Raw genomic sequence first — 15309 nt, 5'->3', positions numbered from 1 at the left:
GCATGAGTAAACATCTACCGCGCATCGCGATGGTGGCGGGCGAAGCCTCTGGCGATTTGCTCGCTGGGCTGTTGCTCGATGGCTTGCAGCAGCACTGGCCCGGCCTGCCCAGCCAAGGTATTGGTGGCCCGCAAATGGTTCAGCGTGGTTTTGAGGCTTGGTGGCCCAGCGATAAGCTGGCAGTGCATGGTTATAGCCTTGAAGTGCTGCGTCGCTTGGGTGAGATCATCCAGATTCGCCGCCAGCTGCGCACGCGTCTGTTACAAAACAAGCCCGACGTATTCATTGGTGTCGATGCCCCAGATTTCAATTTGGGCTTAGAGACCGATTTGCGCGCAGCGGGTGTCAAAACAGTGCATTTCATTTGCCCGTCTATTTGGGCTTGGCGGGCCGAGCGGGTAGAAAAAATCCGCCGTGCTGCCAACCATGTGTTGTGTGTCTTTCCGTTTGAGCCTGAGTTGTTGGCCCGCCACGGTATTGCCGCTAGCTATGTCGGGCATCCTTTGGCCAGTGTGATTCCCTTAGAGCCTGACCGTGCAGCGGCACGTACCGCTTTGGGCTTGCAGCCCGAAGATACCGTGCTTGCCCTGTTGCCCGGCAGCCGGGGCGCAGAAGTCAAATACATCACTCCCACTTTCTTGCAGGCTGCCGTTTTGGTGCGGCAGGCCCATCCGGGCATTAAGCTGGTGCTGCCCGCTGCGCCTGCCCAGCGCCCGACTATTGAGCGCATGGTGCAGGCCGCTGGCTTGCAGGGCGCAGTGCAGGTGCTGACCGGGCAATCGCATACCGTGCTGGCCGCTTGTGACTGTACGCTGATCGCCAGCGGCACTGCCACCCTCGAGGCCGCTTTGTTCAAACGCCCTATGGTCATTGCCTACCGCATGCAGGCTCTGAGCTGGCAATTGATGAAGCGCAAGCAGTTGCAGCCGTGGGTCGGCCTGCCGAATATCCTGTGTGGCGAGTTTGTCGTGCCTGAGCTTTTGCAAGAGGCGGCCACGCCACAGGCACTGGCTAAGGCTGCGCTCGAATGGCTCGATGCACGTCAGCAGGCCCCTGAGCGTATCGCTGCGCTGCACCAGCGCTTTACCGCCTTGCACCACAGTTTGCGCCGCAACACTTCTGTTTTAGCTGCCGATGCCATCCGACAAGTTCTCGCTGCCTGAGCAGCACTGTTTACCGTGGCATCCGCCCGGCTTAGTGGCCGGGGTGGATGAGGCTGGGCGCGGCCCCTTGGCAGGGCCGGTGGTGGCTGCTGCCGTTATTTTGGACGAGTTGTATCCGATTGCTGGTTTGGCCGATTCCAAAAAGCTCACTGCCACCCGGCGCGAGGCGCTGTTTGATGAAATCCGCGCCAAGGCCCTGTGTTGCAGCATTGCCCAAGCCAGCGTCGAAGAAATCGAGCGCCTGAATATCTTGCAGGCCACCTTGTTGGCCATGCGCCGTGCTGTGCTCGGGCTGCGCCTCAAGCCTGCGATGGCGCTGGTCGATGGCAACCGCCTGCCCCAACTCGATATGCCCGCCGAGGCCATTGTCAAGGGCGATGCCTTGGTTCCTGCAATTTCGGCAGCTTCCATTTTGGCTAAGGTGTTTCGGGATCGTTGGTGTGTCCAAGCCGATGCCCAGTATCCGCAATATGGCTTTGCCCTGCACAAGGGCTATGGCACGGCGGCCCATCTGGCAGCTTTGCAAGAACATGGCCCTTGCCCACTGCACCGCAGCTCTTTTGCCCCGGTGGCTAAGGCCCAACGGGCGTCTGCCAGCCTACCCAACGTTTTATGACCGCTCCTTCCGTCACCCATATCCAATCGCGCGATAACGCCCTGCTCAAAGATTTGCGCCGTCTGGCCCAAGACAGCACCGCTTATCGCAAGCAGGGCCGGGTGTGGTTGGAGGGCGATCATCTCTGCCGCGCCGCTTTGGCCCGTGGCTTGCGCCCAGCAATAGCGGTGTTTACTGAGTCTTTCTGGCCGGTAGCGCCCCCAGCTTGGGTGCAGGGTGCTGGCCGGGTGGTGGTGCTGGCCGATGCTTTGTTTGCCGACATCAGCGGCTTAGAGTCCCCCGCGCAGATGGGCTATGTGATGGATTACGCTGCCGCCCCTGCGGTGTTGCCTGATGTGTCCACGGTGGTGCTAGACAGGGTGCAAGATGCAGGCAATGTAGGTTCTATTTTGCGCAGTGCTGCTGCCTTTGGCTTTGTGCAGGTGTTGGCGCTCAAGGGCACAGCGGCGCTGTGGGCACCCAAGGTGCTGCGCGCCGGTATGGGTGCCCATTTTGGTTTGCGCCTGATCGAGGGCTTGCAGCCAGAGGCTTTGGATGCCTTGCAAATGCCCTTGATCGTTACCAGCTCGCACCAAGGCGAGCTCATCCAGCAGCAAGCCTTGCCTTGGCCCTGTGCGTGGGCCTTGGGCCACGAAGGTCAAGGCGTAGGTGATGCTGTGGCGGCCCGTGCTGCCTTGTCGGTGCGCATTGCCCAGCCCGGCGGCGAAGAATCGCTCAATGTGGCCGCAGCGGCAGCCATCTGCTTGCACGCCAGCGCCGTAGCGGCCTTTGCCCCCGCTTCAGCCATTTAACGCTGCGGGTTTTCCCTGCAACTGTCATGGGGAAATCATTGCCATTGGCTATAATGGGCGGCTTTTACGCATCCCTTACGCCTAGCGCAGCTTCATAGCCGACCCCCACAAGAGCTTTTGCATGAGACCCATCCTGTCTCCTGCTCCGCTGGGCGTGCCCGTAACCAAACCGGAGAACCCAGTGCTTTTGTCTCTACAGGGAACCTTCCCGCCCGCCATTCTGGCGCTCGCAGACGGCACGGTCTTTATCGGCAATTCGATCGGTGCCACTGGCACCACCGTTGGTGAAGTGGTGTTTAACACCTCCATCACCGGCTACCAAGAAATCCTCACCGACCCCAGCTATTGCCAGCAGATCGTGACCCTCACGTATCCGCACATTGGCAACTATGGTGTCAATGCCGAGGACATCGAAGCCGACAAAGTCCACGCCGCAGGCCTCATCATCAAAGACCTGCCCTTGCTGGCCAGCAATTTCCGCTCCACCGAAACGCTCTCGCAGTACTTAGTGCGCGAGAACACAGTGGCGATTGCTAACATCGACACCCGCAAGCTGACCCGCCTGTTGCGCAGCCAAGGCGCGCAAAACGGTGCCATCGTTGGTTTGGCCGTGGGTGAAGTGGTGACGCAGGCACGTATTGACGAGGCCATTGCCGCTGCCAAAGCCGCCCCCCCCATGAAGGGCTTGGATTTGGCCCAAGTCGTCACTACGGCTGCTCCTTATGCTTGGGATCAGACCGAGTGGAAGCTGGGCCAAGGTTACGGCCAGCAGACTGCCCCACGTTTCCATGTGGTGGCCTATGATTTTGGCGTCAAGAAAAACATCTTACGCATGTTGGCCGAACGCGGCTGCAAGCTCACGGTGGTGCCCGCCAAAACCCCTGCCGCCGAAGTGCTGGCCCTCAACCCCGATGGCGTCTTTTTGTCCAACGGCCCCGGCGATCCGCAGCCTTGCGATTATGCCATTGCCGCTGCGCAAACCATCATTGAGTCAGGCGTGCCCACGTTTGGTATCTGCTTGGGCCACCAAATCATGGCGCTGGCCTCTGGGGCCAAAACCTTCAAGATGGACAACAGCCACCACGGTGCCAACCACCCGGTCAAAGACTTGGACAATGGCCGCGTCAGCATCACCAGCCAAAACCACGGTTTTGCGGTAGAACTGCAATCGCTGCCCGCCCACCTGCGTGCCACGCACATCAGCTTGTTTGATGGCACGCTGCAAGGCCTAGAGCGCACCGACAAGCCCGCCTTCTGCTTTCAGGGCCACCCCGAAGCCTCGCCCGGCCCGAACGACATCGCCTACCTGTTTGACCGCTTCACCGCGCTGATGGAGAAGAAGTAATGCCAAAGCGCACCGACCTCAAATCAATCCTCATCATTGGCGCTGGCCCGATCATCATCGGCCAAGCCTGCGAGTTTGACTATTCCGGCGTGCAAGCCTGCAAGGCCCTGCGCGAAGAAGGCTACAAGGTCATTCTGATCAACAGCAATCCTGCCACGATCATGACTGACCCGGCCACCGCCGACGTTACCTATATCGAGCCGATTACTTGGCAAACGGTCGAGAAGATCATTGCCAAAGAACGCCCCGACGCCATTTTGCCCACGATGGGCGGCCAAACGGCGCTCAATTGCGCCTTGGACTTGTGGCACCACGGCGTGCTAGAAAAATACAAGGTTGAGCTGATTGGCGCGACCCCCGAGGCCATCGACAAGGCCGAAGACCGCCTCAAGTTCAAAGACGCCATGACCAAAATTGGTCTGGGCTCGGCGCGCTCGGGCATTGCCCACAGCATGGAAGAAGCGTGGGCGGTGCAAAAGAGCGTGGGCTTCCCCACCGTCATTCGCCCCAGCTTTACGCTGGGTGGCACCGGCGGCGGCATTGCCTACAACCCCGAAGAGTTTGAAACCATCTGCAAGCGCGGTTTGGAAGCTTCGCCCACCAACGAGCTGCTGATTGAAGAGTCGTTGCTGGGTTGGAAAGAGTACGAGATGGAAGTGGTGCGCGACAAGGCGGACAACTGCATCATCATCTGCTCGATTGAAAACCTTGACCCGATGGGTGTGCACACTGGCGACTCGATCACCGTGGCCCCGGCACAAACCCTGACCGACAAAGAGTACCAAATCCTGCGCAACGCCAGTTTGGCTGTGCTGCGCGAGATTGGCGTCGATACCGGCGGCTCCAACGTGCAGTTCTCCATCAATCCCAAAGATGGCCGCATGGTCGTGATTGAGATGAACCCGCGTGTGTCGCGCTCCTCGGCGCTGGCCTCTAAGGCCACAGGCTTCCCGATTGCTAAGGTGGCGGCCAAGCTGGCGGTGGGCTATACCCTCGATGAGCTGAAGAACGAAATCACCGGCGGCGCGACTCCGGCCTCGTTTGAGCCGTCGATTGACTACGTGGTCACCAAGATTCCGCGTTTTGCTTTTGAAAAATTCCCCGCTGCCGACAACCGCCTCACCACGCAAATGAAGTCGGTAGGCGAAGTGATGGCGATGGGCCGTACCTTCCAAGAGTCCTTCCAAAAAGCCCTGCGCGGTTTGGAAGTGGGCGTGGATGGCATGAACGAAAAAACCCAAGACCGCGAAATCTTGGAAAAAGAACTGGGCGAGCCCGGCCCTGAGCGTATCTGGTACGTGGGCGATGCCTTTGCGATGGGCCTGTCGGTGGATGAAGTCCACGACCTGACCAAAATCGACAAGTGGTTCTTGGTGCAGATCGAAGAAATCGTCAAAATTGAGCTGGAACTGGATCAACTCACGGCCAGCCACCCTGACGCCGCCCTGGCCCAATTGGATGCCGCCACCCTGCTGGCGCTGAAAAAGAAGGGTTTCTCAGATCGCCGCTTGGCCAAGCTGCTCAAGACCACCGAAAAGGCCGTGCGCGACCAGCGCCGCGCCCTGAACGTGCGCCCGGTGTACAAGCGCGTGGATACCTGCGCCGCTGAGTTTGCTACCAACACTGCCTACCTGTACTCAACCTACGAAGAAGAGTGCGAGGCCGAGCCGACCGACAAGAAAAAGATCATGGTGCTGGGCGGTGGCCCCAACCGTATCGGCCAAGGTATCGAGTTTGACTACTGCTGCGTTCACGCCGCTTTGGCGATGCGCGAAGATGGTTACGAAACCATCATGGTCAATTGCAACCCCGAAACCGTCTCGACGGACTACGACACTTCTGACCGCCTGTATTTTGAGCCGGTGACGCTCGAAGACGTGCTGGAAATCGTCGATAAAGAAAAGCCGGTGGGCGTGATTGTCCAGTACGGCGGCCAAACGCCGCTCAAGCTGGCGCTGGGCTTAGAGGCCGAAGGCGTGCCCATCATCGGCACCAGCCCCGATATGATCGACGCCGCCGAAGACCGCGAGCGCTTCCAAAAGCTGCTGCACGAGCTGAACCTCAAGCAGCCGCCCAATGCCACCGCCCGTACCGAACCCGATGCGCTAGAAAAAGCCGCCGCGCTGGGTTATCCGCTGGTGGTGCGCCCCAGCTATGTGTTGGGTGGCCGGGCGATGGAAATCGTCCACGAGCAGCGCGACCTAGAGCGCTATATGCGCGAAGCGGTCAAGGTGAGCAACGACAGCCCTGTGCTGCTCGACCGCTTCTTGAGCAACGCCATTGAGTGCGATGTGGACTGCGTGCGCGACCACACCGGCCAAGTCTTTATTGGCGGCGTGATGGAACACATTGAGCAAGCGGGCGTGCATTCGGGCGATTCGGCCTGTTCGCTGCCACCGTATTACCTGTCTAAGGCCACGGTCGATGAGATCAAGCGCCAAACGGCAGCCATGGCCCAAGGCTTGAATGTGGTCGGCCTGATGAATGTGCAGTTTGCGATTCAAGAAGCCGACGGCCAAGATGTCATCTATGTGCTCGAAGTGAATCCGCGTGCCTCGCGCACCGTGCCGTTCGTTTCCAAAGCCACGGGTATCCAATTGGCTAAGGTGGCAGCGCGCTGCATGGCCGGGCAAACGCTGGCTAGCCAAGGCATCACCAAGGAAGTGACACCGCCGTATTTCAGCGTCAAAGAAGCGGTGTTCCCGTTTGTCAAGTTCCCTGGTGTTGATACCATCCTTGGCCCTGAGATGAAGTCTACCGGCGAAGTGATGGGCGTGGGCAAGACCTTTGGCGAGGCTTTTGTCAAGAGTCAGCTGGGCGCAGGCACCAAGTTGCCTACATCGGGCAAGGTCTTCTTGACCGTGAAAAACAACGATAAGCCCCGTGCCGTGGCTATTGCCCGCGAACTGGTGGCTATGGGCTTTGCCCTGTGTGCTACCAAGGGCACCGCAGCCGCCATTGCCGAAGCCGGTGTGCCGGTGCAGGTGGTGAACAAGGTGGCCGAAGGCCGCCCACATATCGTGGACATGATCAAGAACAATGACATTGTTATGGTCATTAACACGGTAGAAGAGCGCCGCAACGCCATTGCCGATTCGCGTGCTATCCGTACCAGTTCGCTGTTGGCCCGCGTCACCACTTTCACCACCATCTTTGGTGCCGAGGCGGCCGTCGAGGGCATGAAGCACATGGATCAACTCGATGTGATTTCGGTGCAGGAAATGCACGCGCAATTGCACGCTGCCTGATAGCCAGAAAAAAGGGGCCTGTGTGCCCACCACAAGGCCCCTGCCCTGATAAGCAGGGGCTTTTTTCTTATGGCTATGCCGCGCTTCTGGCCATGTCGGTATTGATACGTCTGGCCGTAGCCATAAAGTCGGCTGCGGCTACCGGCCGCGAAAAAAGATACCCTTGGCCGTAACCACAGCCCATAGCACGCAGCAGGTCGAGTTGTTCAATTTCCTCAATCCCTTCTGCCACCACAGTGAGTCCCAAACTGCCCGTCATGGTGATGATGGCGTCTACCAGTGTGTGGTCATCGCTCATGTCCATGATGAACGATTTATCGACCTTGACAGTGTCCATCGGAAAACGCTTCAGATACGACAGTGACGAATAGCCGGTACCAAAATCATCCAAGTAAATGCGCAGACCAGCGGCGCGCAATTGTGCAATCCAATTTTGAACCACGGAGATATTGCCCATCAAAACGCCTTCGGTGATTTCGAGGGCAATGGCCTGACTGGGCAGACCGTGGCGGCGTAGAGTTTCTAAGATGGATTCTGGGGGCAATTCTTCGGGAATCTGGCTGGCCGATACATTGACAGAAACATAGATATCGAGTCCATCTTGACGCCAGTGGGCCGCTTGGCGACAAGCCTCGTTCAGCACCTGACGTCCAATTTCTCCAATCAGGCCAATACGTTCGGCCAGTGGAATGAATACTTCTGGCGAAATAGCACCGCGTTCAGGATGCTGCCAGCGCAACAGTGCCTCGGCACCGGCCAGCAGGCCCGTGCGCAGATCGACAATCGGCTGAAATACCAGTTTCAACTCCCGCTGCTCGACAGCCAGACGCAGATCGTCTTCTAGGCGCCGACGGTATTCAGCCTGTTTGAGCAATTCTGGATGGAAGAACAGGTATGGGTTGGTTTGCACCCCGTGGCGGGAGTCATGGGCGCTGCCCAATGCCAGTTTGGCACAATGCAGCAGATTTTGTATATCTGTGCCATCGTGGGGAAACAGGGCAATACCAGCACTGGAGCCCATAGAGATGGGCGTGGTATCGGTTTTGTAGGGTTTGCTCAACCGCGTTTGCAGGTTATTGATCCAGGTTTCGACGGTGTCATGTTCTCCCAGGCTGCGCAGGATGATGACGAACTCGTCACCCCCTACTCTGGCTAAGAAAGAGTCAGGGTGGGCCGCTTCACGAATGCGGTTGGCTGCCATCAACAGTACCTGATCTCCTACGCTAAACCCCAGTGCATCGTTGATTTGTCTGAACCCTTCGAGATCAATCATTACCACGGCAAACGGGGCGTCACTGGCCGCATTGAGGCAGGCATGGGCCTGAAACAAACCTTCGCGGTTGGCAAAGCCGGTCAGTGGGTCTGTCACGGCAAGGCGGCGTGCAGACATTTCTTCACGCTTGCGTGCGGTCACGTCGGTAACGGTGCCCTGCACGGTGCCATCGCCCAAGGGCAGCACCACGATATTGAGCCAGCGCTCATCGCTGCGCGGGCCATGCAACAGCAGATCGGCAGCGCACGATTCATGCTGCTGGGTACTGTGCTCGATAAGCTGCAACAGTTGCCCCGCCTCATCCCAGTGGGCATCGACCAGACGGCGGTCTGTTGGTTCGCTGGGCAACGGCGGCAGCCAAGTCAGCTCCACAAACGCTGGGTTAAAGGACAGAAGCTGACCCTGAAGATCAGCAACAAAAATGCCGGAGGTGGAGTGGTCAAACAAGTCTTGGTACATGCGCTGGGCAATGTTTTGTTGCCAGCGTAGCGCCCGCTCTTGGTCGAGCGTACTGATAAGACGGCCTTTGAGATCATTGATGTCATCGACCAAGCGCCCCAGCTCCGTCTTGTCGTAGCCTTCAGGGACGGTCAGTGCATCACTGCCACTGGCATCAAGGTGGTGCAGACGGTCAGAAATAACCTTGATGGGCAGCACCACCACCCAAAAAACCATGCCTGCGGTGCCAAAAATCATCAGCCACGTTTGGGCCGATAGCAGCAGCATGGCGTGCTGGGCATCGGCCTCTACTTGGCGGTAGATGGCATTCCAATGGGCTTCTAAGCGGATTTCACCAATGTACTCACCTTGCTTGAATGGTGACATCAGACGGCGCTGTATCGGAGGGTGCCTTGTATTTTGTGGTTGAGAAGAGTCGGCATCGGCCAATGGGGCCGTTGCCCCGTGGATGCTAACGCGCCGCACTTCGGTGTTGCGCAACAGGCCTTGCACCACTTCACGCGCCAACTGCTCATCGTTGGCAAAGGCAGCAACGCTGGCGGTGTTTTCCACCGTGTCGAGCAATTCTTCTAGGCGTCGCTGGGCATCAGTGTGGGCGCGGGCAACCACCTGTTCGCGCAGCATCAGGCTAGACAGACCGCCGATCAGCGCTGTCAGTAGGGTTACGGCGGCCAAGCTGCGAAAAACAATACCATTCCACCAATACATCGTGTTGTTGTGTTTTGCCATCGCATCATTCCGGCCATTCAAAAACCACCACGACACGAGCATCAACCTGAGAGCGCTCGATATAGGCCAGCGCTCCTTGGGTGTGTGCTACCAGTTGGAGCGCTTGCTCACTGCTCGTGGCTACCCGTGGGGGTTTGGTTTTGCCAGAAAAGGTCAAGCGTGACCAATAGGCGTTGATTTCCGCCACATTTTTGTTGACCAAGTGGCGGTAAAAGCGCGCTCGGATGGGGGTGTCAGCGGCTTGGTCTATGGGTTCAGCGGTAAGGCCCGATGCCAGATGCCGATAGCGGCCTAGGTAGATATTGACCACTTCATCCTGTGACAGTGCTTTGATACCTGACTGTGGATTAGCTACCAGCACCCAATCTGCTGCCATGACAGGCGTGGCCGACAATGCAAGCAGTATGAGCAGTCTTTGGAGTAGGCTGCGCATTGTTTAAAAGACGAAATCAAGCGTCAGGCTGAAAACATCAGTATGACCAGTCCACCCCAGTTTTTCGGCCCGATAGGGAAAAATGGAGCGGGGTTTGCCGTTTATGGTATCCCATTGGGCTTTGAGTGCTACATCGGGCATGATGTCCCAACGGGCACCCAGCGTGTAGGTTTTTTGGTCACTGGCCGAGTCGCGTAGCACGCTGTCAAATCCTTGGTTGAGTGCGATGAGCGCGCCTGTGTTGGGCAAGCCAGTAGCAAGGTGCTTGGATTTGCTTTTCCACCACGAATAGCCCACATAGGGCGTGATGGCTCCCAGACGGTAGGCACTCAGCAAGTAGCCTGCCTGCGAGTTCTCAAAGGCCCCAGTGTCGTGGCGGATGGTATTGACCATGCCCTGCACCTGTAGCGGGCCATCGTCGTACACCATGCCTACGGTTATGAACTGGCTAGTGCTGCCACCCACCGCTAGCGTGTGGGCGGCAGCAATGGCCTGGGGTATGCCCAATGCGGTACCTGCGGTGTGCAGGCTGCTGGGCAATGGCCCAAAGGGCATATCCCGCGACAGTCGGACATGGGTGGCACTGGCACGTACCTGCCACGGGCCCGTAAAATAATCAAAGACCAGACCTTTTAGGGTGGAGTCACTGGCATCCCAGACCACGCCCCCAGAGGAGCCTTTTTCTCGGCTCAAACCGGCATAGGCTTTGGTGCGTAGCAATCCACCCGCCAGCGGAAACGTGGCGCTGGCATCAGCTCCATCAAAATAAGAAAAGAGCAGGGGGCCAAAATAGTCCACCGAAGGGCGCACCGGCAAATAAGAATAGCCCACCAGCCGAGAATCGGCACCCATCAAGAAATCAGCCCCCAGTCGTCCGGCTCGTAGTTCCAAACGGCCATCGATATCCCATTTGGCAAAGCCCCACATTACTTCTGGATCGCGGCTTTCGTTGTGTTGGTAACGGCTGACCACTTGCCCCACCAGCTCAAGCTCGCGTGTGGCTTGCCAGTTAGCCTGCAAGCCCATGACCGAATCAATACGCCCAGACCAATGGTTGGAAATGCCGCGCGGTTGTGACAGGTCACGCACAAACTCTGCCTGATCTGAGGACGACCGTGCCACGCCTAAGGTACCAAAGCCGTGTAGGGTGAACGAGGACTCTGCCACTGTTTCTGTCGATTCTTGGGGGCGCTCTACAGCTACACTGGGTATGTGGTTGCCCCAGACAACAACACCGATCATGAGAGAGAGCAGCCATCGCCCACGGTGGGGTGCGTGCTTGTGCAATGGGTGCTTGGTCATGGTTCAAAAGCCTCTTTTGTTGATAATATGCACCAAATATGCGCTATTGTTGACCTTGGATTGAAGATTACAGGCTGCTTTGTATCTAATTGTATCTATCCCTCTCAGGAGAATGGTTTGATGGGTCTGCGTCCCCGCAGTGGATGTGCATTTCCATGGGGCCTTTTTCGTACTGCAATGATTGCATCCCAAAACGCTTGAGGCATAATCAGCCCCACACCGCCGACCGGGAACGATCGGCGGTTTGCTTTTGGAGAACACACAATGGCTACCATTCCTATTACTAAGCGCGGCGCTGAATTGCTCAAGGCCGAGTTGCACCGCCTCAAGACCGTTGAGCGCCCTTCCGTGATCGCGGCGATTGCCGAAGCTCGCGCCCAAGGCGACCTGAGCGAAAATGCTGAATACGAAGCGGCCAAAGACCGCCAAGGCTTTATCGAGGGCCGCATCCAAGAGGTTGAAGGCAAGCTGTCGGCTGCTCAAGTCATTGATCCTTCGGCGCTAGATGCCGGGGGCCGGGTGGTATTTGGCACCACCGTCGATTTGGAAGACGAAGAAACCGGCGATGCCGTCACTTACCAAATTGTTGGTGAAGACGAGGCCGACCTCAAGCAGGGCCTGATTAACATCAGCAGCCCGATTGCCCGTGCCCTGATCGGCAAAGAAGAAGGCGACACCGCCGAAGTGCAAGCTCCCGGTGGCGTGCGCCGCTACGAAGTAGTGGCGGTACGCTACCTTTGAGCGTGCAAGAACGCCTGCCGTTGTTGGTAGCGGCCCTGTGGTGGGGCAGCTTGGGTGCCATTGGTTTTATGGCCGTGCCGCTGCTGTTTGCTCACCTGCCCAGCCCGGCATTGGCGGGCAATATGGCGGCCCGCTTGTTTGCTGCGCAAACTTGGCTGTCGGTGGTTTGCTGCTTGGTGTTGTTGCTGCTGTCGCGGCACAGGGGCAGCGCAACGCTGCAACCGTGGGCGCAAAACACACTGGTGTTTATTTTGGGCGGGATGCTGTTGGCGCTGCTGGTGCAGTTTGGTGTGGCACCGCGCATTGTGGCCCGCCAAGACCTGCGCCTGTGGCACAGCGTGGGCACGCTGATGTATGTGCTTCAGTGGCTGTGTGCTGGCGCGCTGCTCTGGCGTTTGTCGGCGTCTGCACGGCGCTGATTGTGTAGCAGGGCGTCCACCGCCGCTATCACAGTGGATGCTTGTAACTCTTGTGTGGTGCACAGGTTGCGCAGCGTGGTGGGTGCGCTTCGGTCAGAAACCGCCCCGGTCAGCGCTGGTGGGGTGGCGGTATAAAGAGCCACTCCGGGTTTGCCCAGACCAGCGGCCAAGTGCAGTAAACCGGTGTCCACGCCCACTACGGCGGCTGCTTGGGTAATGATGCCCGCCAGCGCATCCAGCCCCAACTTGGGCAGGACGATCACATGGCTCCTATTTTCTGCCAGTGCTTGGGCGCGGGCCTGTTCTGGTGCATTGCCCCAAGGCAGTACCAGATGGGTGCCCTGTTGCTGCAAATGCAGCGCCAACGCTTTCCAGTGTTCTACCGGCCACAGTTTGTCAGCGCGGCTGGTGCCATGCAGGCCCACAACGCTGCCGAGGGGCAACTGAAGGTCGAGGACAGGCAAGCGCTTTGCCAAATTTGACAGCCCATAGTCAGGCTCTGGCTGATCGAGGCTATAGCCCAGCGCCGCTGCCAGCAGTTGCCGATTGCGCGCAATGGCGTGCTGCTGGCGTGCCACGGGCAGTGGTCGGTCGTAAAAGCGGGCTGCCAGCGGCTCACGGGCCGAATGGTGGTCGTAACCCACGCTAGGGCCTAGGCCCATCTTGCACCACAGCGCACTCTTGAGCAAGCCTTGGCTATCGAGGATCAAATCGTAGCGTTGTGTGCGCAATGCTTGGCGGGCGTTGGCAATTTCTTTCCACGTTTGGCTAGACAGGGGCTGTTTTTTCCAGCGGCGCATGGCGATAGGTACGATGCGCCCCACTGCCGGGTGCCAAGCTGGAATAGCGGCAAACGATTCTTCGACCAGCCAATCAATGCGCAAGGCTGGTATGGCCCGTGCTGCATCGGTAATGGCGGGCAACATATGGATGATGTCACCCAGTGACGATGTTTTGATAATCAGAATATGCATGTGTGGGGGCTACCAATGCAGCGGCTGCACAGCGCGCCCACTCAGGGCTGGCGGGGTGGTAGATAGCTGGCTTTGACGTATTTATAGAAAGAATTCTCTGCCACCGACAAGGCAATGATGAACCCTTCCTTGCCATCGAGAAAGCCGCGTTTGAACACATAGCCGCGCAAAAAAGCCCAAAAGGCGTGGCTGATGGCTGTGCCTATGCCACAAGACTTGCCCGCTTGGCGCACACGCACGGCCCCACCGGTGGTATAACTGTTGGTTTTGCCCAAAAGCTGCTCGATGGAGCGGATGCTTTGGTGCAACAACAGGTGCTGCAATCGGCCTGCTGCACCTTCAAATACTAAGCGTTCATGTACCAAATCATCTGAAAACCGGGCTTGCGTGCGCCGAAACAGGCGCGGGATTTCATCCGGCCACCAATCGCCGTGCCGTATGGGGCGGCCCATAAAACTCGACAGCCGGGGCAGGCTGTACACCGGGTATGCCGCATCTTGCACCGTGGCACGAATTTCTTGTGCTAGTTCTGGTGACACTTGCTCATCGGCATCTATCGACAACACCCATTCACCCGTAGCTAGGGCCAAAGCGCGGTTTTTTTGTGCGCCAAAGCCCGGCCAGTCGGTGACGGTCACTTTGTCGGTGTAGCGGCGGCAGATTTCTACCGTGGCATCGGTGCTGCCAGAATCGACCACGATGATCTCATCGGCCCATTGCACCGAGGCCAGTGCTTGGTCGATCAACAAGGCCTCGTTTTTGGTGATAAGGATGACGGACAGGGTAGGTCGGTTCATAAAGAGGGTAGCCCCAGTGCTTGTAGCACTTGCTCAGGCTGGATATCGGCCAAGCAGCGCGTGTGTCCTAGCGGGCATTGCCGTTTGAAGCAGGGTGAACAATCCAGCCCCAAATACAGAATCTGCGCCTTGGGGCTTAAGGGCGGTGTATGGTGTGGATTAGAGGAACCATACAGGGCTACCACCGGCTTGTCTAAGGCGGCGGCTACGTGCATCAGCCCGGAGTCGTTGCTGACTGCCGCTGCACACACCGACAGCAAATCGCACACATCGGCCAGTTGCGTCTGGCCGCAGAGGTTATGCACACCGTTACCTGATACCCCTTGGGCGATGGTATCGGCCACTGGGCGGTCTTTGGCGGAACCCAAAATCCAGACTTGATAGCCTTGGGCGAGCAAGGCCGTGGCGAGGCGAGAAAAATGGTTGGCCGGCCATTGTTTGGCCGGGCCATATTCGGCACCGGGCATCAAGGCTATGGCGGGGCGGTCGTCACTCAGGCCCAGTTGTTGTTTGAGGCGCGTAGCGTGATCGGTATTGGCCAAGAGCCGGGGCTGGGGTGTTTCTGGTGCTGGTGTCACTGATGCTGGCAGGCCCAGCGCCACAAACCGCTGCACGGTCATGGGCAGGGCTTGCTTATCCAAGCGACGCCGGTCATTGAGCAGGCCATAGCGCATCTCGCCCACAAAGCCAGTGCGCGTGGGTATGCCTGCAAACCAAGGCACCAATGCTGATTTGAGCGAGCCGGGCAGCACAATGGCCTGATCGTAGCCCTTGGCTGCCAGCGACCGCCCCAGTTGCCAGCGCGTGCGCAAATCCAACTGACCGTGCCCCAGCGGCATGGCAATGCCTTGGCGCACTTGGGGCATACGCGCCAAAATGGGCAGTGACCACTGCGGTGCCAGCACATCAATGCACACTCCCGGATGCTGGGTGTGCAGCACCATGAACAGGCTTTGCGCCATAACCATGTCGCCCACCCAAGAGGGGCCGACCACCAAAATCTGCTGCGCAGTTGTCAT

General features: G+C 58.3%; 13 protein-coding genes. 7 read left to right on the top strand and 6 right to left on the bottom strand.

Going from position 1 to position 15309, the window contains the following annotated elements; all coding sequences use genetic code 11:
• Positions 1-2 precede the first annotated feature (2 nt).
• The 5 genes from lpxB (at position 3) to carB (ending at position 7163) form a co-directional block, all read left to right on the top strand.
• The gene (gene lpxB / locus BMX55_RS02910; protein WP_091452437.1) at positions 3-1163 is read left to right on the top strand and encodes a lipid-A-disaccharide synthase; all 1161 of its coding nucleotides are present in this window, start codon (positions 3-5) and stop codon (positions 1161-1163) included.
• Positions 1135-1779, top strand: coding sequence for a ribonuclease HII (gene rnhB / locus BMX55_RS02905; RefSeq protein WP_091452435.1), 645 nt, complete (start codon positions 1135-1137; stop codon positions 1777-1779). Before lpxB ends, rnhB begins: the two co-directional genes overlap by 29 nt.
• The gene (locus BMX55_RS02900; protein WP_091452431.1) at positions 1776-2570 is read left to right on the top strand and encodes a TrmH family RNA methyltransferase; all 795 of its coding nucleotides are present in this window, start codon (positions 1776-1778) and stop codon (positions 2568-2570) included. Before rnhB ends, BMX55_RS02900 begins: the two co-directional genes overlap by 4 nt.
• Before the next feature lie 181 nt (positions 2571-2751).
• Complete coding sequence (gene carA, locus BMX55_RS02895; RefSeq protein WP_091453162.1) at positions 2752-3915, top strand: glutamine-hydrolyzing carbamoyl-phosphate synthase small subunit; 1164 nt, start codon at positions 2752-2754, stop codon at positions 3913-3915.
• Positions 3915-7163: a carbamoyl-phosphate synthase large subunit gene (carB, locus tag BMX55_RS02890; RefSeq protein ID WP_091452429.1), complete on the top strand. Its 3249-nt coding sequence runs from the start codon at positions 3915-3917 to the stop codon at positions 7161-7163. The genes carA and carB overlap by 1 nt, the downstream gene beginning before the upstream one ends.
• Positions 7164-7236: 73 nt before the next feature.
• Here carB and BMX55_RS02885 read toward each other — a convergent pair whose 3' ends face one another.
• The 3 genes from BMX55_RS02885 to BMX55_RS02875 are packed head-to-tail and all read right to left on the bottom strand — an operon-like array spanning position 7237 to position 11359.
• On the bottom strand, positions 7237-9624 hold the full coding sequence (locus tag BMX55_RS02885) for a putative bifunctional diguanylate cyclase/phosphodiesterase (RefSeq protein ID WP_177172809.1): 2388 nt from the start codon (positions 9622-9624) through the stop codon (positions 7237-7239).
• A gap of 4 nt (positions 9625-9628) precedes the next feature.
• Positions 9629-10000, bottom strand: coding sequence for a type 2 periplasmic-binding domain-containing protein (locus BMX55_RS02880; RefSeq protein WP_143059567.1), 372 nt, complete (start codon positions 9998-10000; stop codon positions 9629-9631).
• Between the two features lie 60 nt (positions 10001-10060).
• The gene (locus BMX55_RS02875) at positions 10061-11359 is read right to left on the bottom strand and encodes a hypothetical protein (protein WP_091452421.1); all 1299 of its coding nucleotides are present in this window, start codon (positions 11357-11359) and stop codon (positions 10061-10063) included.
• Positions 11360-11623: 264 nt separating this feature from the next.
• Between BMX55_RS02875 and greA the strand changes: the two genes are divergently transcribed.
• Together greA and BMX55_RS02865 are read left to right on the top strand one after the other, a co-directional pair.
• Positions 11624-12100 carry a transcription elongation factor GreA gene (gene greA / locus BMX55_RS02870; protein ID WP_091452418.1) on the top strand — a complete coding sequence of 159 codons (477 nt, stop codon included), beginning with the start codon at positions 11624-11626 and terminating at the stop codon, positions 12098-12100.
• 2 nt (positions 12101-12102) lie between these two features.
• Positions 12103-12519 (top strand): DUF4149 domain-containing protein, encoded by a 417-nt coding sequence (locus tag BMX55_RS02865; RefSeq protein ID WP_091452415.1) that lies wholly within the window; start codon positions 12103-12105, stop codon positions 12517-12519.
• Here BMX55_RS02865 and waaC read toward each other — a convergent pair.
• Genes waaC through waaF form a run of 3 tightly spaced genes read right to left on the bottom strand, consistent with a single transcriptional unit; the run spans position 12462 to position 15309 of the window.
• Positions 12462-13493, bottom strand: coding sequence for a lipopolysaccharide heptosyltransferase I (gene waaC, locus BMX55_RS02860; RefSeq protein WP_091452412.1), 1032 nt, complete (start codon positions 13491-13493; stop codon positions 12462-12464). The two genes, BMX55_RS02865 and waaC, sit on opposite strands and share 58 nt — an antisense overlap.
• A 41-nt stretch (positions 13494-13534) precedes the next feature.
• Positions 13535-14290: a glycosyltransferase family 2 protein gene (locus tag BMX55_RS02855; RefSeq protein ID WP_091452409.1), complete on the bottom strand. Its 756-nt coding sequence runs from the start codon at positions 14288-14290 to the stop codon at positions 13535-13537.
• Positions 14287-15309: a lipopolysaccharide heptosyltransferase II gene (gene waaF, locus BMX55_RS02850; RefSeq protein ID WP_091452406.1), complete on the bottom strand. Its 1023-nt coding sequence runs from the start codon at positions 15307-15309 to the stop codon at positions 14287-14289. Before waaF ends, BMX55_RS02855 begins: the two co-directional genes overlap by 4 nt.

It is taken from the genome of Giesbergeria anulus, assembly GCF_900111115.1.
GTDB classification, from domain to species: Bacteria; Pseudomonadota; Gammaproteobacteria; order Burkholderiales; family Burkholderiaceae_C; genus Simplicispira; species Simplicispira anulus.
The sequence above is the reverse complement of the archived record's forward strand: the minus strand, read 5'-3'. Positions and strand labels throughout refer to the sequence as shown.

Coding starts and splice junctions, on each gene's coding strand:
- carB (WP_091452429.1), top strand. CDS start 3,915: ATGCCAAAGCGCACCGACCTCAAATCAATCCTCATCATTGGCGCTGGC.
- BMX55_RS02885 (WP_177172809.1), bottom strand. CDS start 9,624: ATGGCAAAACACAACAACACGATGTATTGGTGGAATGGTATTGTTTTT.
- BMX55_RS02875 (WP_091452421.1), bottom strand. CDS start 11,359: ATGACCAAGCACCCATTGCACAAGCACGCACCCCACCGTGGGCGATGG.
- waaC (WP_091452412.1), bottom strand. CDS start 13,493: ATGCATATTCTGATTATCAAAACATCGTCACTGGGTGACATCATCCAT.
- rnhB (WP_091452435.1), top strand. CDS start 1,135: ATGCCATCCGACAAGTTCTCGCTGCCTGAGCAGCACTGTTTACCGTGG.
- BMX55_RS02855 (WP_091452409.1), bottom strand. CDS start 14,290: ATGAACCGACCTACCCTGTCCGTCATCCTTATCACCAAAAACGAGGCC.
- greA (WP_091452418.1), top strand. CDS start 11,624: ATGGCTACCATTCCTATTACTAAGCGCGGCGCTGAATTGCTCAAGGCC.
- BMX55_RS02880 (WP_143059567.1), bottom strand. CDS start 10,000: ATGGCAGCAGATTGGGTGCTGGTAGCTAATCCACAGTCAGGTATCAAA.
- waaF (WP_091452406.1), bottom strand. CDS start 15,309: ATGACAACTGCGCAGCAGATTTTGGTGGTCGGCCCCTCTTGGGTGGGC.
- BMX55_RS02900 (WP_091452431.1), top strand. CDS start 1,776: ATGACCGCTCCTTCCGTCACCCATATCCAATCGCGCGATAACGCCCTG.
- lpxB (WP_091452437.1), top strand. CDS start 3: ATGAGTAAACATCTACCGCGCATCGCGATGGTGGCGGGCGAAGCCTCT.